This is a genomic window from Pseudomonadota bacterium (genome assembly GCA_039815145.1).
In the GTDB taxonomy this organism is placed as follows: Bacteria; Pseudomonadota; Gammaproteobacteria; order Steroidobacterales; family JBCBZW01; genus JBCBZW01.
In genome coordinates, this window is sequence record JBCBZW010000031.1 from 1 (window position 1) to 22,085 (window position 22,085).

At 65.5% G+C, this 22,085-nt stretch carries 1 protein-coding gene; it reads right to left on the reverse strand.

Annotated features, from left to right (window positions below; genetic code table 11):
• The coding region (locus AAF184_10385; protein MEO0422733.1) for a DUF4347 domain-containing protein at positions 1 to 21,971 on the reverse strand (21,971 nt) is incomplete at its 3' end.
• Between the last annotated feature and the right edge of the window lie 114 nt (positions 21,972 to 22,085).

The following is a 22,085-nucleotide window of genomic DNA, read 5'->3' on the forward strand; positions in this document are numbered from 1 at the left end:
CCGGCATCGCCAGACAGCTCGTCGGCACCGGCGCCGCCTAGCAGGACGTCACGCCCCTCGTCTCCCGCGAGCGTGTCATCACCGCCGATGGCCGCATCCGTCGTAAAGATGCGCTGGACCGTGCCGTCTTGCGCACGCTCGATGCTGCCCGCATCGCCAAGGAGCAGGTCATCGCCACCGCCGCCCGTGAGGTCGTCGGCGCCGGCACCGCCCACCAGGAAGTCGGCCCCGCCGCCGCCCGTGAGGACGTCATTGCCCCCTATGGCGGCATCGATCGCGATCAAGTCGTTGGCGGCGGCGCTGCCGTCATCGCCGACGATGGCGGCGCTGTCGCCGAACAACACGTCGGCGCCCTCATCGCCTTCGAGCTGGTCGCCGCCGGCGCCACCGACCAGAATGTCCTTACCCACGCCACCGATGAGTTCATCCCTTGCCCCAGTGCCTGTGGAGACCGACGTCAGGCGCACCAGCACCGCCGCTTCCGCCAGGTACAGGGCATGGTCACCCACGAGCACATCGGCGCCATCGTCGCCGCTCAGACTGTCCTCGCCGATGCCGCCGAGGAGCAGATCGCCGCCAATACCGCCGCTGAGCGTATCGCCCGCACCGGCTGTGTCGTCGCCACCTCGGCTATCCACTTCGATCACCGTCTGGTCGATCGCGGACCAGAGGATCGAGGCCAGGTCACCGACGAGCGTGTCGGCCCCCACCTCACCGAACAGTTCATCCGCGCCGGTCCCACCCACGAGGACGTCGGCGCCGTCGCGCCCTTCGACGCGGTCGTCCCCATCCTCGAGCACCTCAGCATCGACGCGTGTGAGGCGGAAGCTGCCGTCTCGAACGATGAGCGCCGCACCGCCCACCAGCAGGTCCGTGCCCGAAGAGCCGATGATCGTGTCGTCTCCGCGCCCGCCGATGAGAGCCACGCCGAGGCTGCTCGCCTGCGCGTCGAGCGTATCGGCGCCGCCTTCCCCGAACACCTCGAGGATGCCCTGGCTGACGCTGGCCTCCACCACCACCAGGTCGTTGCCATCGTTGGCGAAGATTCGGGTCAGGTCCTGGGCCCGCAGGCCCGTCACGGAGATCTCATCGCTTCCCGTGCCGGCGTAGAAGGCGAGACCTCCTGCGTAGCTGCCGGCGTTCTGGTCAGCCAGGTAGGTGATGAGTCCAACGGACGCACCGCTGATCTCATCCTCGTCGATGGTCACGACGTCGCCCGTGCTGTCAGACGAATCATCGACGATGAGGGTGTTCGTGCCCGTACCAGCGTCGATGGTCACATCGAAAGCGATGGCGGACAGGTTGCCCGCGCGAAGCTCCCGGTCGGACGAGACGATGATCTGATCATCGCCCGCGCCGGTGTTGAGCTGCAGCACCGCTTCCACGCCGGCGACGAGCACGTCATCGGCGCCGCTGCCCAGATCGACGCGAAGGGTCTCGAGATCGTCGTAGGCGATCAACACGTCGTCATCGGTACTGCCGTCGAGTCCGTCGATGGAACCGCCGTCGAAGGACACGCCGTCGATGGAGAAGGTCAGCAGATCGATGGTCGGCGCCAGCGAGTCCGTGCGACCATCACCACGCAGCACCAGCGTGTCGGTGCCGGCCTCATCGCTGCCCCCGTCGCCCAGGAACACCACCGGGCCGAGGATATCCTCCAGCGATCCGTCGCCGTTTCCCACGGTGACCCGATCGCTGCCCTGGGGATCGGGATTCTCGGACTGATCCTCTTCCCGAACGATCGTGATCTCCGTGTCCTCCTGGACCACCCCATCGCCATTGAGGTCGTCCCAGATGCGGCGCGTGACCAGCCCATCCGCGTCGCCGACGATGGTCAGATCTGCGGCGTTGGCATTCACCTGTACGCTGTCATCGCCACCGGCCAGGTTCAGCACCAGGGTGGTGCCCGGCTCCGTATAGTCGATGGTGAGCACATCGCTCGCATCGGAGAAATTGAAGTTGATGGTGTTGAAGCCTTCGAACACCACTTGGGCGGCTCCATCGATCCCGAAGCCTGTGAGCTGCACGCCGTCCGGATCGTCCTCCGCCGGCGTGTCCTCATCGCGGTACTCGATCAGCGTGCCATTGGGGAAGTCGGAACCGAACTGGTTGTTGATGATGAGCGTGTCGTCGCCGATGGCACCGACCAGCTCGAGGTTGCCGGAGAAGGAATCGAGGGCTCGCGTCTCGGGCGCGACGAAGGTATCGGTCTCCTCGGCCACCGTGACCGTGCCGATCACCGTGCGAATGGAGCTCGAGTCGCCGGCTTCCAGGTCGATGCTCTCGAGCCGTTCGAAGTCCGAGATGTCGGCGCGCAACTCGCCGAAACCGAACAACCAGAAGCCGAAGATCCAGTCCGACACGAACGTGTAGGGGAAGAATCCGTCGTACACGCCTACCGTATCGGAAACCCCTAGATCCGCGTTACGTCCGATCTCGTCGCTGAAGGGGTCGCCCGTGCTCGGATCCTCCCATTCACTGGCGATGAATGTCTCGAACTCCGTCAGGCTGAACTCCACCGTCTCGGTGAGGCCACCGGCATCGATGGGCACCGGGTTGCCGTCCTCGTCGACGCCGGAGCCGTCGTCGACGATCGTCAGCACCACGGCGGAGAACAAGCCGAGAGACTGCGCGGAGGAATTGATGTCCTCGCTGTCCACGGGTTCATCCGGGAAGTCGAACTGCTCGGTGAAGGAGAGCTGCGGCAGTTCCAACCCACTCTGGGGAATGCTCGTGTGCCACCACCAGTTGACGAACTCGCCGTCCACCACGAGATCGTCATCGTCGGGGTTGGTGTCGTTCGCCTGCAGATCGTCGATCAGGTCGAGGATGAACTGATCGACCAAGTCTTCGAAGGCCTCGCCGGTGACGATGTCCGTCTCGCTGGTGCGCGTCACCGAGATGTCGCTGCCCCATACCTCGACGGTACGGCTGCCAGACTCGGCGCTGACGCGCTGGGGAACGTCGTAGAAGAGGCTAAAGAACCCACGCTGAAAGAAATCGTAGGCGTTCCAGCGGGTGTAGGTGAACTCGACCGAGTCGACCACCGTCGTGGCCTGATCGGCGATCACATCCGAGCCACGCTCGGGGATGATGAAGGTGCCGAAGCCTAGATCGCCACCCACCTCGACCGTGTCGTCGCCGCTGCCCGTGTTGATAATGATGTTCTGCCCCGGCAGGCTGCCGTAGACGAACACCACATCGTCGCCGCCGCCGGTGATCAGCACCAGCTGCTCGACGCCCACGATCTCCTCCACCACCAAGCCCGCGCCATAGATCCGCTGGACCAGTTCCGAGGTGGCCGGATCGATCTCCGTGAAGACGTAGAACTCGTCCGCGATCGCCGTGCCGGCGATCACCACCGAATCGAAGCCTTCGCCACCAAAGATGTAGACGGGCGCGTTGCGCACGTAACTGACCTGATCGTTCTCGCCGGCGCGTGAGGTCAGGTTGACCTGATCCTGACCCTCGACGCTCTCCCGTGTGCTCTGGCGCAGGAAGTTACCGAGCGCTTCGGCGATGTCGTCGTAGTCCTGAGGGTCGTCCTCGAACGCTACGTCGTTGTCGATCAGCAGCTGCTGGGCGAGGAGGAAGAACTCCTCCACGTTGCCCACGGTGACGTCGGTGTTGGCATCGATGAGGCCCGCATCCAGCAGCGCAGCCTCCAGGGCATCCACGTCTTCCGAACTGGTCTCGTCGAAGGGCGTATAGGTGAGGTGGGCCTTGAGGAAGAAGATGTCGTCGCCGTCCTCACCGTAGAGCCACAGCTCGGCAACGTTGCGATTGACCTCGAAGTAGTCATCACCGGCACCGCCGAACAGGCGCGCCCCAAAACCGACACCGTCGGTGATCGCCGTGACCACGGGCAACAGCGACCCGTCGTCCTGGGTCTCGATCACCTGTTCCAGCACGTTGCCGACGAAGAAGCTGTCATCGCCCTCATCGCCGTAAACCTCGAGGCTGCGCGCCGTATCGTCGAAGACGAACACGTCGTCGCCGTCGCCGCCGCGGAAGCTGATGTCGGCGATGATGTTGCCGTCGCTGGTGATGTAGCTGATCGTCTGGGTGTTGACCTCGTCGTCGAAGACGCGGCCCGGCAGCAAAGACCCCGTGTCGCGAACCCCGTCGTCCTCTTGCGGCGTCTCCGACTGATCGAGGAGGTCGTCGACCAGCTCATCGACGTTGAAGGAGGCAAAGGCCTCGAACAGCCCGTCGCCGTCGAGGCGCCGGACGAGGCCGTCGTTGCCCTCGGTCAGGAAGTGGAACAGGTCGTCGCCGGGGCTGCCCGAGACCACCAGGGTATCGTTGCCGGCAAGTCCCGTGTCGTCCACGGTAAAGAGCGTGTCGTAGAACTCGCCCGAGCGAACGGAGACCTCAGGTGCGGACAAACCGATCAGGTAGGTATCGCTACCCTCGAAGCCATCGAGGATCAACTCCTCACCGGTGAAGTCCTGCACCACGAAGGTGTTCGCGCTGCGGAAGGCATCCGTGCCGACCCCCGTGAGGGTAACGATCTCGAACACGGCCTGGCCGTTCTCATCCAGCAGGGATTCGATCTCCGCCTCGCCGTCGAAGGCGGCGGAGGTCGTGACCGTGTTACCCCACTGATCCTCGAAGGTCTGCGTCGTGCCCGCCCGGGCGTCGTCGTACAGGCCGATGATCAGGCTCTGGTCCGAGATGAAGAAGTCGATGGGCTCGCCATCCTGGCCCACGGTTTCGAACAGCGTGTCCGTGCCGCCGCCGTCCTGGAAGCTGTCGACGCCGCGGCCGCCGGAGATCACATCATCACCGGCGCCGGCGCTCAGCGTGTCGCCGTAGCGCGAGCCGAATACCGTATCGTTGCCCGCCCCGGCCTCCAGGGTGAGCAGGGCGAGCTGGTTGGTCACGCCTCGACCGTCGAGGAAATCGTCCACCAGGTCATCGTCGGACACGCTGTCGAAGGCCTGGATCACCAGGCGATCGCCGTCCTCGGTAGCGCTCGACTGGTTCAGGGTGAAGGACGTGATCAGGGCTGCGTCCGCGTTCTCCGGTTCGCCGTCCGGCACCAGGTCGCGGTCGTAGCGATCGATCTGCCAGAACTCGTTCTCGGTGAAGACCTCGAAGAAATCGCGGTCGTTAGCACCGCCCTGGAGCACCAGCGTGTCGGCGGCACCGTCGTTGTCGCCCACGGGCACGATGGTGACGAAGGACTCGCCGTTCTCGTCCGTGACCGTGCGCTCCTCAAAGCGCCGCTCCCCACCCATGCCGACGTCCACCTGCATGAGGTCGCTGGCGCGCAGGTCGCCGAAGGTGATCGTATCACCACCCGTGCTGGCCGTGAGGTCGAGCAGTTCGATGTCGTCGAAGGTGATCTCGCCGCGATCGCCCCAGTCGATGCCCACGGAACCGGCCCGCAGCGCGTTGTCGACCATCGCATCGATGCTTTGCCCAACGCCGTCGTTAGCGCCGAGGAGGATCAGGCGATCGTCACCCTCACCGCCTTCGATGACATCGTCGCCACCGCCCTGGCCGCGTACGCCGATGAAGCCTTCGGGCCATTCGTAGGCGTCGTCGTACCAGCTGATGGCGTCGTCGCCGGCGGCGCCGAACACGAGGTCGTCGCCGGCGCCGCCGGCCAGCGTGTCGTCGAAGCGTGAGCCGTAGATCTCATCGTCACCGTCCCAGCCGAAGATCACATCGCCGGCTTCGCGGGCGACCGTGCCCGTGTCGGCGGCGTCGACGGCGGCCTCGTCGTCGCCGTAGATGATGTCGTCGCCGGCGTCGCCGTGGATCGTGTCAGACCCGGCACCGCCACGAATGAAGTCGTTGCCGTCGGCGGCCTGGATGTAGTCGTTCCCGCTACCGCCGTCGAGCTGATCGTCACCGGAGCTTGCGATGATCGTATCGTTGCCCGCGCCACCGTCTGCGATCAGCGTGGCGCCGCCGCTCACGGTGATGTAGTCATTGCCCTCGCCACCGTTCGCCACCACGGTGAGACCACTGCCCTCCAGAGCCTTGACCACGATGTCATCGTCGCCATCACCGGCGTTGACCACGATGGTGCCGACGTTGAGGTACTCCTCCTCGAAGCCGAGGTACTTCACCCGCGTGACGATGCCGTCCTCGGACTCCACCTGGGTTATCTCGAAGCGCTCGTCGCCACCGTCCGTGTTGACGTTGCGTCGGTCGCCGGCGCGATCGCCCATGTTCAGGGTGAGGGTGCCGCCCGTGGCGAGGGCCCCGGCGGCATCCGGCGCGACGGGGTCGTCCATCAGGCGCGCCCCGGTCTCGCCGTTGGCGAGGATCACCTGCTCGACGTTGGACTGGTCGACGAGCACCGGCGGCTCCACCGGCGGACACTCGATGGAGAAGTCGGCGATGGTCGCACTGAACAGTTCGAACTCATCGGAGAAGATCGTGACCTCGCCGATGAGGGGAACATCGATGCCTACCCACAGGAACGCGGCAAGCCCCACATCGACGGTACCGCCGATGTCGAAGATGCACTGGGGTCCGAGGAGGAAGCGCTCACCGATCTCGTCGATGCGCATGCGGCCATCGTCGTTGGGATCGGCCAGATCGAAGCCGATCGTCGCCTCTACCCCACCAACGACGCCCACTTCCACCAGGCCACCGATACCCAGCGACGCTCCCGCCTCGATACCGGCGGTGATGTAGGCCTCGTCGGGATCGTCACCGTCGCCCGGCGTCGGGTCGTCGACGATGAAGAACCCGTTGAAGATGTCGGCGACATCATCGGTCTCCAGGAACTCGATGATGCCGGTCGTATCGAAGCCGAAGGCGAAGTCGATACCGATGGCGACGCCACCGCCGAGGAACGCGTTGAGGCCCGGGAAGATCGGGAAGCTGGCGCCGAACTCGGCGCCGAGCTCGAAGCTCGGCAGGTTGTAGATGAACAGGTCGACGGGGTTGGACGCCAGGTAATCGAAGTTCCCCAGGATCAGCTGGAAGACCGTGCCCGGATCGGTGAGCAGGGGGATCTCCAGGCTGCCGCTGCCTGTGGTCAGGGTGCGCGAGAAATTGCTCGTCGCCATACCGGCGCCGGACTGATCAAGGCGTGAATCGAAGCTGTCGGCGCCGGAGAAGGCATCCATGTCGATGCCGTCCGTATCAGCGTCGTCGCCGACCAGATCTGCGCTGAGGTCGACGAACTCCAGCCCGTCGAACTCCTCACCGAACACCTCCCCTAGGTCGATACCCGTGTTACCGAACACCACGTTCGGCAGCGGGATCATCACGGTGTCCGTGTTGGTCGGGATGGAGTCGATCAGCTCGATGACGAAGGCGATCTGCTCGACGAAGGCCGCGAAGCGCGCGCCGTCCTCGCCCACGGCGACGATGTCGAGGAAGGTCACGTCTTCCCCGGACAGGTCCGACAGTACCGGCAGCGGCGTATTGGCCAGTTCGATCAGGGGCGCGATGGGGTCGGTGATGTCCTGGATCACCTCCAGCACCGGCGCCATGAACTCGCTGATGAAGGTGCCCAGATCCAGGGCGGCATTGCTGATCAGGATCGAGGGGCTCGACGGCTCGGCCCGGAAGCCCACCCCCACGGTGAAGCTGCCCGAGAACTCCTGGAAGTAGCGGATCTCCGCCTCGATCTCAGGGAACTGGGAACCGCCGCCGAAGCCGATGGCGGCGCTGAAGTCTGCGTCAGCCAGCAAGTCCAGCTCAGCTCGGATCACCCGCGCCGTGGCGAGGCCGATCTCGGACACCTGATCACCGGTCAGGGACAGGATGATCAGGCGGCCGTCTTCGAAGTTGTCGGCGACCAGGGGATCCTGGTCCGAGATGTCGAGGGCGATGGTGCCCTCGATACGGCTGGCGCCATCCGTATCGACGATCTCCTCCAGCGTCGCCTCGAGGATGCCGATCACGGCGCTGGCGGAGAAGTCATCGGGCAGGGAGGCACTGACGTTGAACTGCGCCTCGTCGCCGAGGATGTCGAGGTACAGGTAGGAGTCGCCGAATTCGACCCCGTCCGCACTCACCACCACCGGGTCGGCGTAGAAACCGATGCCGAGATCGAGGAGGTAGTCCATGACCACCTCGATGCCGCCATCCACCTCGAAGGCAAAGCCCGGAATAGCGGCTTGGAAGTCCAGGGGGATCTCGAAGGTGGCGATCACGTCCGCCAGGCTGAGGTTCAGCTGGATCTCGCGATCGGTCACCAGTACCCCGATCTGGCTGGCCGCGTTCACGTTCACCAGCAGGCGCTGGATGTCGCCGTCGAGATCCTCGTCGTCGACGACGAAGGGATCGAGCACCTGGTCGGTGAGGAAGTCGTCGAGGGCGGTGGCGATGGCCTCCAGTACATCGATCTCGCCGGCCGTGTCACGGCTCACGTCCGCGTCGTCCACCAGGGCGTCCAGCGCGCTCCAGTGGTCGTCGTTCAAGACGTCGAAGCTCTCGCCCTCGGCGAGGCCGATGAAGGCCCCGAGCTCGGCCGCGAAGGCCGGGACACTGAACTCCGTGCGCAGGGTGACCAGCTGCCCCAGGGAGTCGAAGAGCACCTGCTGCAACAGCTCGATCGTGCTCGGGTTGCCCGCGTCGGCAAGCGCGTCCTGCAGCGGTGCAAGCACCGCGTCGCGCAGATCGCCGATGAAGCCCGAGGCCGCCTCGAAGCCATCCCCCACCACCGGCACGTCTACCGCGAGACCGCTGCCGAGCAGATCCTGCAGACCTTCGAACAAGCCGTCGATGGAGTCGACGATGAAGGTCGGATCGTTGACCAGGCCGATGATGCTGATGCTGGCCGCCAGGTCCGGCGCATCGAACTCGGCCACGGACAGGCTGATCCCGTCCGTGACGCTGGTATCCAGTGCCCCGGTGAAGGTCAGGACATTGTCTACCTGGAAATCGTCCGTGTACCCGCCGACGGGCAAGGCCTCGGTGGGGAAGTACAGGGGTAAGGCGGCGGTGAAGATGAGATTCGGCGTGACCAGGGTGAAGCCGACGTCCTCCACCACGTAGAGATCTGCCACCGCGTCGCCGTCCTCGCCGTCGACGTCCACCTCGCTCAAGGCAGCCGTCGCCCCGGCCGTGTCGACCAGTACGCCGAAGGCGGGCTCGCCAGCGTTCACCGATTCGATCGTCGCGCTGCCGTCGCGCACGAACAGGCCGAACTCGCCGAGGGGGGTCTCCAGGGCCGCCGTGAATTCGAGGCCCTCCCCCGTGGCGCCGAGGTTGACGCCAGCGCCGAAGTCATCGCTCAGGAGCACGCGCGGGCCGACCCCGGCCAGATCCGACAGGTCCAGGCCTATGGTGCCGTCGAGACTGATGTCGGCCCCTAGGGTGAGCGTGCCGCCCACGCCCACGGCCAGGAAGCTGTCGAGGAAGTCCGCAAACTCCTCGAAGGGCGTCGGCAGCTCGCCCAGGGCCGCCAGATCAAAATCGAGGGGCAGTTCGAGATCGAGCAGGTCCAGCTGCAGGTCGAGATCGACCACCACGATGCCCGCGTCGAGCACGTCGTCGTCGTCCGTATCCACCTGCACGAAGCGCAGGGGCGTCTCACCGAACCAGTCGCCGAGCACGCCGTCCGTGAGCGCATCGTTCAACTCGTCCAGATCACCGTCCTGGAACTCGACCCGGTAGTTCTCGCCATCCTTGACGAAGCGCACGGTCACGGCGGGGATCGTGGCCAGGGCGGCGACGATCTGCGCCTGCACGTCAGTGAGCTGTACGTGCAGACCGAACAGATCCGTCAGGGACTGCCCGAGCAGGGGAATGTCCGAGGTGAGCAGATCCGATTCGAACAAGCCGCCTGCCGCCGCGTCCACGCCGATGGACAGGAGGGCACCGAAATCCAGGTTCACGCCCAGAATGAACTCGCCGCCCACGCCGGGATCGGTCGGGTCGAAGTCGAGGTTCTGGTAGATGATCACCGGCTGGAAGGAGTTCAGGGCAGCCGCCAGCTCCTCCGGGATCGGGTTGTCCGGGTCGAGGCTCAGGAACAGGGGCAGGGAGACATCGATGCTGATGGTGGCATCGAAGTCCAGGCTGTCGATGAAGGCCCCGAAGCCACCGTCGTCCGTGAGCGTCTGCAGATCCACCTGCGCCGGCGCGTTGGTGAGGCCTAAGGTCCCCGTCAGGGTGATCTCGCCGAAGGTCTCCTCGTCGAGGTTGCCGATGGCGATGCCGACCCCGCCCAGGGAGACCTCCACCACCAACTCGGTCACCGCGAGTTCCACGGCGCCGGCGACCTCGTTCAGGCTGAGGGCGATGTCATCGAGACCGAAGTTCGAGAAGTCCGATACGTCGGCAGCGAGGCCCACGTCGAAGATGAGGCCCGCATCGATGCCCACATCGCCCGTGAACTCCGCGTCGAAGCCCACGCCATCGCCGGCAAAGCCGATCAGCTCCTGCAGCTGCGCATCACCGAGGATCGGCTCCAGCCACGCCTCCAGGTCGCTCGCCAGGGACTCGAGGGAGATGTCCTCGAAGGTCACGCCGAAGTCCGCATCGAAGATCACGTCGAAGAACAGGGACTGGGCGCCCGCATCGTAGCCGGCGATGAAGCGGAAGGGCCCGAGATCTACACCGCCATCGAAGCTGCCCAGCTGCGTGTCGATGATCCAGTCCACCAACTGCGAGAGGCTCGGGAAGTTCAGCAAGACGTCGGCGATGTCGAGGCGGATCGCGTCGAAGGACACGGGCACCTCGGGCAGGCCGAGGAGCACCTGGAAGTCGTCCAGGTAGTCGCGGATATCGAAGCCGTCGATGGTGATGCTGAACAGCTCCGGCAGCAGGCCGTCGAAGTCCGGCAGCTCGAGGTCGAGGCTTAGATCGAAGTCCGTGTTGAGGGTGAACAGCAGGTAGTCGAGGAAAACACCGAAGTCCGCATCGAGGGTCAGGCCCGAGAGGTCCACGTCCGGGAAGCGCAGGTCGAGCTGGGCGAGGAGCGCATCGAAGTTGAGGACGATGTAGATCTCGGCCAGGTAGTCGGTCCAGTTGCCGAGGGAGAGGAAGTCGCTCGGCAGGTCGAGGGCCGGGAACAGCTCGGACAGGCGCGCCGCCAGGGCGTCCCAGTCCGCCTGCAGATCGACGTCGAAGTCGACGCCCAGCTCCAGGAGATCTGCCAGCTGCGTCACGAAGCCTTCGATGCTGAAGCCGAAGGGCCCGAAGGCGCCGAGCTCCAGGGCGAACAGATCCACGAAGCGATTGATGACCCCTTCAAGGTCGAAGAGGTCCGTCAGGCCACCGAAGATATCGTCGAGGGTGATGCCGCCGGGCAGCGTGAAGTCGAGATCGTCCAGGTTCGGCCGCAGGTCAGCCAGGGGCTCCACGATGTCGAGGATCGTGTCCACCAGAAGCGAGACATCCAGATCGACGCTCGCATCGATCGGGAAGGCGGCGTACAGATCCAGACCGAGCAGATCCGTCAGGTTGTCGAAGGCGCCGGACAGGTCGACCTCGCCCGTGTCGCCATCCGGCGTGATGAAGGCCGAGTAGTCGGTAGTGAGGCGGACGAGCAAGGTGGCCAGGAAGACATCGAAATCCGCCTCCACCTGCAGATCCAGGCCTTCCAGCCCCAGCGCGTCCTGCAGGGCGTCGAACTGGAGCAGGACCAGAATCTCCTCCGCCCGCGCGCGCCAGCTGTCGAGGTTGAGGTCGCCGTCGACGATCGCCGAGTCGAAGCGATCGTTCAGCAGCTGTGCCAGCGCATCCCAGTCCGCCTGGTCGTCGACGTCGAAGTCGACCTCGCCGATCAGGGCTGCCAGGCCCGCGAGCTCGTCCTCCACGTCGAAGATCGTGGGGAACAGCTCGGGGTTCTCGATCAGCAGCACGGGACGGCCGAACTGATCGATGTCGACACCGCCGATATCGGCGGAGATCGGCAGCACCGCGAAGCTCTCGCCCGTGAGCGAGAAGGCGAGGTCGCCCAGGGAATCGCCGATCACGAAGCTCAGGGGCTCATCCAGCGTGAGTCCCGCCACGATATCGATCAGCCCGTTGACGATGCCGACATCGATCACGTCCCCGTCCGGCCCGAAGGCCAGGGAGAACTCGAGATCCGAGAGCTCAACCTCGCCGTCGGCCTCGAAGCGGTCCACCGTGAGGAAGGCGTCGTCACTGGAGAAGCCGTTGCCGTCGAGGGCATCGGCGAGACGAATCCCAGCGGAGGCGGCGGCGGCGACCGCGCCGGTGACCGTCACCTGCGTGGAGCCGGCAAGACCGACACCCAGGCCATCCGCGGTATTGCCGATGAGATCGGTGATCGCCGTGACCGCGTCGATGCCGCTCAGCACGCCGTCCTCGCCGACCAGCGCCTCCTCGAAGTCCGCCAACGACACGGTGGTGGCGGCGGAGCCCTCCGCATCCACCTCGAGGTCGAGGCGGATCTCCTCCAGGTCGGCGAAGTACCCGCCGCTCAAGGTGAAGGGACCGAGGGCCAGGGAACCGGTGAGGTTGCCGAGCTTCACCTCCACCAGGTAGTCAATCAGCTGGCCGAGGGTGGGCAGATCACGGAACAGGTTGTCGACGTCCACGCGGATGGCGTCGAAGCTCAGGGGCACCTCGGGTAGATCCAGCAGCGCGGCGAAGGCCGGCAGGTAATCGCGGATGTCGAAGCCGTCGAGCCCCAAGCTCACCAGTTCGGGCAGCAGGCCGGTAAAGTCCGGCACCTCGAGATCGATGTCCACGCCGAAGTCGGCGGCGAGCACGGCGGCCAGGCGGCCCAGCAAGGGCCCAATCTCGAGGTCGATATCGAAGCCGTCCGGCAAATCGATACCGATGTTCAGCGCGATCGCCTCGAAGCGCAGGAGCACGAACAGCTCGGCGATCACCGACTGCCAGTTGCCGAGGGACAGGTTCAGACCGTCGAGGCTGGGGAACAGGTCCTCCAGGTACGCGGCGAGGGCATCCCAATCCGCGTCGAGGTTAAAGTCGAAGGGACTGTCGAGATCGAGCAGATCCTGCAGTTCGACGCCGAATCCGGTGATGTCGAAGCCCAGCGCACCGAAGTCGAAGCCATCGACGGCGAACAGGTCGAAGAACTCGATGGCCGGCGTGGCGAAGTCGAGGAGGTTGCCGATCTCGGCGAAGAACTCGTCCAGGCCGACGTCGGGCAGATCGAAGGGCAGATCGGCGAAGTCGACGGCGGCGCTGGCCAGGGGCTCGAGTATGTCGAGCAGGGTCATGCGCAGCTCGGTCAGGTCGAGGTCGACGGTCACCGACAGCTGCGAGGGATCGGCGAAGACATCCGGGTTGCTGATCAGCAGCACCGGCGAACCGAGACTGCTGAAGTCCGCGCCGTTGATCTCGAGCTGCAGCGGGAGGGTGGCCTCGGCCGATGCAAGCGTGCGCCAGACCACCTCATCCTCGCCCAGATCCTCCGGCGGCGGGCCGGCGAGGTAGTCCGCGATGCTGCCATCTGCCAGGGTGTAGCGGCCGAGGTCTGCCTCCAGGGCGATCCCCGCCAGCAGCAGCACCTCACCGCCCTCCACGCCCAGGCGCACGGAATCGGCGAAGTTGATCTCGGTCAACAAATCCGATAGGCGTAAGGATGCGTTGGCATCGAAGGCATCCACCTCGAGGAAGACATCGTCGCTGCCGGCCTGGGTCTGATCATCGCCGTCGAGCAAATCAGTGAGGGAGACACCGACGCTGGCCTCGGCGGCGAGCCCCGCCACCGCCGTGACGAAGCTCGAGCCGGTGAGCTCGAGATCCAGGGAGTCGAAGCCGTCGCCGAGCAGGGCCGCCACATCCGCATCGGACCCCAGCTCGCCGAGCACGGACGTCAGGGCATCGGCCAGATCCGTGAGCGTGACCAGGGAGGAGAGCTCGCCGGTCGCGTCGAAGGCCACATCGAGGCGAAGCTCCTCGACATCGGCGAAGTAACCGCCGCCCAGAGTGAAGGGCCCGAGCTCGAGATCGCTGAACACGGTAGCGAAATGGAACTCGCCGAGGAAATCGATCAGGCCGCCGAGGGTCGGCACCCGATAGAGCAGCGCTTCGATCTCGGCACGGATGGCGTCGAAGCTCAGAGGGACATCGGGCAATTCGAGCAGACCAGCGAAGGCCTCCAGGTACTCGCGGATGTCGAAGTCGGGTAGCTGCAGGCTGAGCAGCTCAGCAAACAGCCCCGACAGGTCCGGCGCCTGGAGATCGAGATCCAGGCCGAAGTCCGTGTTGAAGTGGAAGGCCAGGCGCGCCAGGAAGTCGCCGATATCCCCCACCACGAACTCGCCGAGGTCGACATCGAACTCACCCAGGTCGAGAGCCGGCAGATCCAGGGCGAGGCTCAGGGCCTCGAAGTTCAGCAGCGTGTAGATCTCGGCGAAGTAATCGGTCCAGTTGCCGAGGCTGAGCGTGATGCCGTCGAGATCTAAGTGCGGGAACAGCGCCGCCAGGCGCTCCCGCAGCGCTTCCCAGTCGCCGGGCAGGTTGAAGTCGAAGTCCACGCCCAGGTTGAGCAGCTCGCCGAGTTCCAACCCGAACAGGGAGATGTCGAAGCCGAACAGGTCGACGGTACCGAAGTCCGGCACCTCCAGGGCGAACAGATCGAGGAACGCCAGCGTAGGCGCCTCCAGATCGAACAGCTCGGCGACGCCGGCGAACAGCTCCGCCAGCCCGATGTCCGGCAGATCGAAGGGCAGCAGATCGACGTCCGGCACCAGCTCGGCGAGGCTCGCCAGCATCTCGAGCAGCGTGTCCTGCAGGGCCGTGAGATCGATATCGACACTGACCGACGGATCGATCTCGTCGAATACGTTGACATCATCAACGAAGAGGATAGGCGATCCCAGTTCGCTGGCGTCGAAGTTCTCGGTGGAGACGCTCAGCGGCAACGCGGCGTTGAGGGCGCCCGTGAGCGCCCCACTGCCCGCGAGGGAAAGGCCGGCCAGATTGCCGAAGCCCTCGCCGAGTTCGCCGAGGCTGATGAGGCCATCTTCGTTCTCATCGAAGGCCTCGTTGATCACTGAGGCGAGGGCCAGACCCGCCGTGACATCGAGCAGGCCGTCGGCGACACCGACGCTGACATCACCGGCGAAATTGATCGAGAAGTCCACCGCGTCCGCACGCAGGCGGCCATCGACCTCCAGAGCGCGCAAATCCAGGTACAGATCGTCGTCCGTGAGCGCCTCGGACGCGTCGATCAGATCGGTGAGGTCGATCACCGCGGAAAGGTCGACGAGGACGTTGCCTTCCACCGTGACATCCGTGCTGCCCGACAGGGAGACACCGAGATCTCCTGCCTCAGCGCCGATCAGATCGAGGACGGCCTGGGCCCCACCGACATCGCCGAGCAGCCCACTGTCGTTGGGATCATCGGCATCACCGACCAGAGCGGTGACCAAGTCCGCTTCGCTGAAGCTGTCCGAGGCCTGCCCGTCCGCTTCGATCAGCAGATCGATGCGCAAGGCCTTGACGCCGTCTTCGACGAAGAACCCACCGGCCAGGGAGAGGGGACCTAAGTCCAGTTCCCCGGAGAAGGTGGTGAGCTGCGTATTGGTGATGTAGCGCAGGAGACCCGACAGCGTGGGCAGGCTGCCAAGGGCATCGCCCAGCTCGACTCGAATGCCGTCCAGGTTAACGGGCAGCTCAGCCAGTCCCAGCAGCGCCTGCAGGGCCTCGTAGTAGTCCCGGATGTCGAAGTCTGCCTCGAGGCCGAGGGACGACAGGTCGATGCCGTTGAGGCTCAGGTAGCTGGCGATCTCGGCCAGGTACTCGTCCGGGTCGAAGCTCGGGAGATCGATGTCGACGTCGAAGAGATCTTCCAGGGCCGCCGCCAGGGCCGCGAGATCGTCCCCCAGGGGATCGATGACCCCCAGCAGGGCAGCCAGGTCCGCCTCGAAGTCGGTCACCTCGAAGGTGAAGGCGGCGATCAGGTCGTAGAAGTCGGTGATCGAACCGGAGAAATCCAGGAGATTGCCGAGATCGGCGAGGATGGCGCCGAGGCCCGTCTGGGGAATCTCGAAGGGGAAGTCCAGTCCGTCGAAGTTCAGATCGGCAAGCGGCGCGAAGAGCGATTGGAGATTCGCCTCCAGAGCGCCGATATCCAGGTCGATCAACACCTCGAGAGCGGACAGATCCAGCGCGTCTTCGCTCGACAGGCTGAGGATGGGCGAGCCGAAGGTGGCGCCGAGGTCGAGATCACCCCCTACCGTCGCCCCAAGGGGCAAGGTGGCGTCGAAGGCGGCGACGAGGTCGAACTGCAACTCATCGATCCACTGATCGACGGTCTCGGTGATGCTCTGGCCCGTGCTGGCGAAGTTCAGCGTCGGCGCATCGGTGAGCGGCACGCTGGCGCGGAAGGACGCATCGCCGCCGAGGATGGTCACGCGATCGGCCTCGGAGAAGCGCAGCTCGAAGTCGATCCCGTCCAGATCGAGGCTGACCGTGGGCGTGAGCTCGGCGACATCGACGGTCACGTCGTCAACGCCCACGGCGGTGGCGTCATCCCCGTCCAGGGCTTCGCTCAGATCCACGGCCACGTCGACGGCGAGGGCGACCTCGCCGCCGAGCACCACCTCATCGATCGAGAGGGACCCGACGTCGGCAAAGTCCACATCGCCGAGTCCCGGGATGCTCGCGAACACCTCGTTGGAGCGCAGCGGCTGCAGCAGTTCGTTGAGCAGGGACTGCACATCTCCTTCGCTGACGTCGGTGACCAGCTCGGTAGCGAGATTCACCTCCAGTCCGAGATTGAGCGCTTGCGTATCGGCGTTGTAGGCCGCCGTGACCGCGACGCCGTCGAAGTCTGCTGAGGCGCTCAGGGATGGCAGGTAAACATCCGCCAGGTACTGCAGCAGCAGATCCACGCTGGCGCCGTCCGCCAACACGCCTTGCGCCGCTGCAATCAGCGTGGCGAGGTCCGCATCCGGGTCCTCGCCCGTCAGGGACGCGAGCACATCGGTGATCATGCGGACATCGAAGATCACGCCGAGGGCGCTGCCGATCTGATCGACGAAGCCGGTGATCGACAGCTCGTCGACGGCAATGCGCGCGATGTACGAGAGGAACGGCCCGTAGGTGTCGATGTCACCCTGCAGGTCCGCGCCGGTAAGCTCTGCCAGGGCGTCGCCCGTCACCTGCGCTACCAGCGCGTCGAAGTCGGCATCGCCGGCGAAACGCAGATTCAGGGCGCCGGCGAGCTGATCCCAATTGCTGAGCGCAGCCGTGTCGAAGTCGGCGATCAGATCCAGGGCCGCGCCGAGGTTGGCGTTGCTGACGAAGTCGATCACCGCCCCGTCGACGGCCGGCAGATCGACCGCCCCGGCGATCTCACCCACCTGGGGCAGATACAGGTTGGCGTCGAAGTTCTCCGGCAGCGTGTTCGGATCCAGCCCCAGATCGAATACCCGGTTCAGCTCGTTGATCAACGCGGTGACATCGGCCTGCGCATCGGGGTCGTAAGCGGCCCCTAGCCCCAAGGCGTCGCCGAGGAGCGCCGCCCCGTTGGCCAGGTCGAAGCTGTCGCCGAGCAGGAGTGAGAACTCGGCGAAGAACTCTGATAGGTTCGCCGTGGACAGGACACCCGCCTCGATACCCACCAATGCCCCGGCGGCATCCAGGTGCGCCTGGTTGTTCAGGTCGAAGGTGAAGTCGATGCCTGCCAGCTCGGCGATGGCGTCGGCGTTCTGGGTGATGAAGTTCGGCTGCAGCAGCCCCGTGATGTGCCAAGCGTAGAGGGGCAGATTGGTGGCGCTGAGCGTCCCGACGAAATCCGTCAGGGCGACGCCCGCCTCCGCCTCCACCTCGTTGATCTGCGTCTGCACCGCGAGGAGTTCATCAAGATCCGTGATGTCGACGTCGATCGAGGGCTCGACGGCTTCCTCACCCGCCAGCGGTTGATTCAACCAGCGGAACACCTCGGGCAGGAACTGCACGAGGTTGTCCGGCGTGAGGTCCTCGCCGAGCAGTCGTCCGTCCGCCTGCAGGGCACTCTCGAGGGCATCGACATCCTGCGCACTGGCCGCATCGAAGCTGCGGCTTCCGGTGAGCGTGTAGCTGGCCGTGATCGCGTCGGTGTTGTCGGCGATGTAGGTCGGCTCGAGGCGGTTGAGGATCGTCCAGGTGAAGTCCTCGAAATTCGCGGGCCGATTCTGGGCGTCGGGCTCGATGCGCAGACCGCCATCGATACGGATACCGTAGGACGCCTCGATGTAGAGCTGCAGGTCGCGTCGGTCCTGATCGTTCTCCAGATCGAAAACCTCGGCCGCGGCGAGCAGGCTCGTGTAGCGGGTGTCGCCGATCGCGTCGAAGAGCAGATCTTCGAGGCTCGTGGTCTCATCGTTCAGCCAGTCGTTGATCTGCACCAGCACGAGCTGGATGTTGCTCGGGCTGAGGCTGCCGTCCGTGAACTGCAGGTCCGGGAACTGCTCGCCGAGGGCAGCGGCGAGCAGATCCAGGTGATCGACGTTGTCGGGGTCGAAGCCGCCGGCGTCGGTGATCCCCAGCGCATCGGCGATTGCCTGAGCGTTGTCGGCGAGGAAGTCGGGGTGATTGAAATCGAACACGGCCCAGGCGTAGGACGCCACGTTCTCCGCCACCAGGCTCACATCCAGGGGCGAGGTCTGCGGTGCCGGGTTATCGCCGGAGTACTCGGGGAAAACGACGTCCTCGAGGAGGAGCTGTAGCACGCGCATGCTCACCGTGAACTCGCCGCCGCCGTCCGGCGCGGTGTAGAGCGCATCGCGGATGGTGGCGTAGAGCGCGCCCACTTCGATCTCGCGCCCCTCGGTGGTCCACGGATTGAAGTTGCCGTCTGCGTCCGCCCCTTGCAGCAGGCCGTCGATAAAGGGCAGGTACTCGAGCAGCGACTCGGCGCTGAGCACCGCGCCGTCGGGGAAGATGTCGAAGCCGAAGGCGTTCTCGAGCTCCGATTGCAGCGCCTGGAGCGTGGCTGGCTCGTCGACATCGAAGGTCGGGTCGACCTGCAGACCGAGGGTCTCGCCGAGTTCGATCAGGCTGTTGCTGAGCCAGTCAGGCTGGTAGATCTGGAACAGCTGCCACTCGAAGGCGCCAGGTACGTTGTCCGCATCGAGCTGCGAGATGACCTCAGGCCCGTACCGCGCCGACAGCTCCACCTGCAGGGCAGCCAGATCCGTCGGCGACTGGGGATCGAAGCTGCCCAGGCCCAGCGCCAAGGCGATTTGATCGGCCTGCAGATAGGCGAATAGCAACTCGCCGTAGAGGTGGGTGCTGGCTGCGGAGATCGATAGCAGTTCCACACCGTCGACGCGCCCATCAGAACTCTCAAGCGTGCGCGCCAGGCGGGCCATGTCACCCAGAGACCGGGTGTCGTACACCTGGGCCAGCTCGCTCTGAAAGTCGTAGTCGATCCCAACCAACCCCAACGCCTGGCCGAGGAACTCGCCCACGTTGGTCGACGTGATCGCGCCCGGATCGAGCGCCAGCGCGGAGGCCAGGGCCTCGCGATGTTCCTCCACGCTGAAATCGAAGGGGACGCCCTCACCCAGTCCGATCGCCTCTCCGACCGCCAGCAGCTGATCGCCCGCGTCGCCGCGAATCAGCTCGAAGATGCTCCACGCGTAGTCCACCACGTTGTCGGCGCCCAGGCCGGTGACGAACACCTCGGGGAAACGGTCGAGCACGAAGGATTCGAGCGCATCGCGCGCATCTTCGTCTGTGGGATCGAAATCACCCGCGAAACTGATGATGTCGGCGACGGCCGGGTAATCATCGACGCCCAGCAGCAGCTCGAGGCCCAGGGCCTGGGCAAGGGACGGGATGAACTCGCCCAGCGTATCGGCCGTGAGCCCCTCGCCCACGTAGAGATCGAGTTCGGCAAGGGCAGCTTCGATCGAGGCGAGCTGACCGGCGTCGCTGCGCAGGAACCCGACTATGCTGCTCAAGGCATCGATGTTCTCCTGCCGACCCAACAACTCCGTCAGGTCGCCGTTCAAGTACTCCAGCAGCTCGCCGCGGAAGGTATCGAAGGTCTCCTCGGACAGGTCGGCGAAGGACTCCCCGAGAGCATCTTCCAGGGCTGAGCGCAGGGCCGGAATATCGCCACTGACGTCGAAGACGCCGAGACGCAGGGCATCGCCGAGCAGATCCAGGCTGTTCTCGAGGGAGAAGACCAGGGCAGCGTAGGCCTCGGCTTCGCTCGCCACATCCAGACCCAACTCAGCGGCCAGGTCGGCGATCTGCGCCAGGCTGGTGAGGTCGATTTGCTCCCCGGACCCAAGGCCGATCAGCGAACCGATGCTGGCCAGACTCTCCGCGGGATCGAAGGTGAGCGCATTGCCGAGCAGCTGCCAGACTTCGTTGCGATAGGGACTGAAGTCGAAGTTGGCGCCGACGGTCTCGGTGATGGTGTCGGGGAAGCGCTCGTTGATGAGGTCGGCGAGCGCCTCGTTGTCGGCCACGGAACCGGGATCGAACGGCAGGTCGTCGCCGCGCGTGTCATCGGCATTGCTGAGCAGATCGCCGATGGGATCGGCCAGGGCGGTGAAACTGAACAGATTGCCCGCCACCAGGCTGGCGATGTACGGCCGATACTCAGTGTAGTCGAAGCCCTCGGTGGTGAGGCCGAGGTCGAACTCACCGTTGAGGGTGTCAACGAGTCTCGCGATATGCTCGGGTGCTTCCGGCTGGAAGGCGCCCAGGCCGATCAGGCGCCCTATCTCGGCATCGAGATCGTTGAGATCGAAGGTGAAGGCATCTACCAGGCGAAAGAGGTCTTCCGCCGCATCCTGGAGATCGAGCACGCTCTGCAGCGGCTCAAACAGGTCGCGTAGCTGCTCCTCACCCACGGGCAGATCCACGGGCAGCTCGGCGAAGAGGTCGAACACCGCGAGCAACGGCTCGAGGGCGGCCAGCAGGCCCTCACGCACCTCGTCGCTGTCTAGATCGAGCTCGCCCGCGCCGTCGAGTACGCCCTTGAAACTCGCGAAGGCATCCCCGCCGGCGAAGGTCGATCTGGCGACATCGCCCACCTGATACTCGAGGTCCCAATCGCCGCCGAGGGCAGCGTGCCCCGTGAGGTCCTCGGAAGCGGCGACGTCGGTACCTGTGGCCTCGGCCAGCAGCTGGACAAGGCGCTCTCCGGCCTGGTCGCCAGCCAGTTCGCACCCGTAGAGGTAAAGGTCCGCTCCGGGCTGCAGGGCGTGCGCCCATCCGTTCAGCGCGGAGCGATGGCGATCAAGCTCGTTAGCATTTAGGGTGGTACTGCCAAGGCGGAGCTGCCCAACCGCGCCGTGACTGAAGATGTGCATGGCGCCCACCGCGTCGTAGCGGGCGAGCACGGAGCTGATCTGAGCCACACCGTCGACGTCCGGATCGAGCACTGTGACGACGACCTCTGCATCGACCGTGCTCGCCTGCGCCACCCGGGCCTCGATCGCCTCGAGCAGGCTCTCGTAGTCATCGATGCCCCCATCGACAAAGACCAGTGTGGGCGCTGGCGCCGGCGCCTCAGCGATGGGCGCAGCCAGCACCGGTAGCGGCGCGAGCCAGTCGACGTCTGCCTCGGGCAGGGGCACGTCGCTCTCCCGCTCCCCCGCCGGCACGGGCGCGTTCGCGGCCGGGGCATCGCTGGCGAGGGAAGCCCGCGCGGCGTCGAGATCGAACCACTCGACGGGTACGGCCGAGTGGATCGTGGGCGGCTCAGCGCTGCCCTCGCCCGCAGTTGGCACCTCAGCAGGCCGGTCGACGCCCACTTCCGCAGCTGGCACAGCAGGGCTGTCGGTGACGAGCTCATCGCCCGGCGCCGAGGCGGGCTCGTTGAAGGTGATTGCGGGCTCCACCGGCGGCACGATTCCGATGGCGGCCGGTGCCTCGGGCAGGTGTGCCTGAAGGCGCTCTGCAAAGGTCGGATCCAGGCCCGCGGCGTCGAGTTGAGCCACGGTGAGCTGTTCCACGTCGGCGGCGAGCAGAGCCGCATCGGCGGACAGGAGCAGGCGTGGCTCCAGCGCCTCGAACTGCCAGGGCTCGTCGGGGGCACGGCTCGGCGGCGCCAAGCGTCGAGCGAAGAAATCACGCAGCGACCTGGCCCGTGCCACCTGCCCCTGCAATAGTCTGCGATGCCATCCGTGACGCACGACTCAAGCCCCTCTGGAAGTCGTGTAGTAGCGGCTCCTGAGCCCGCTCAAGTCTCTGCGGGGGCGGGTCAAGAA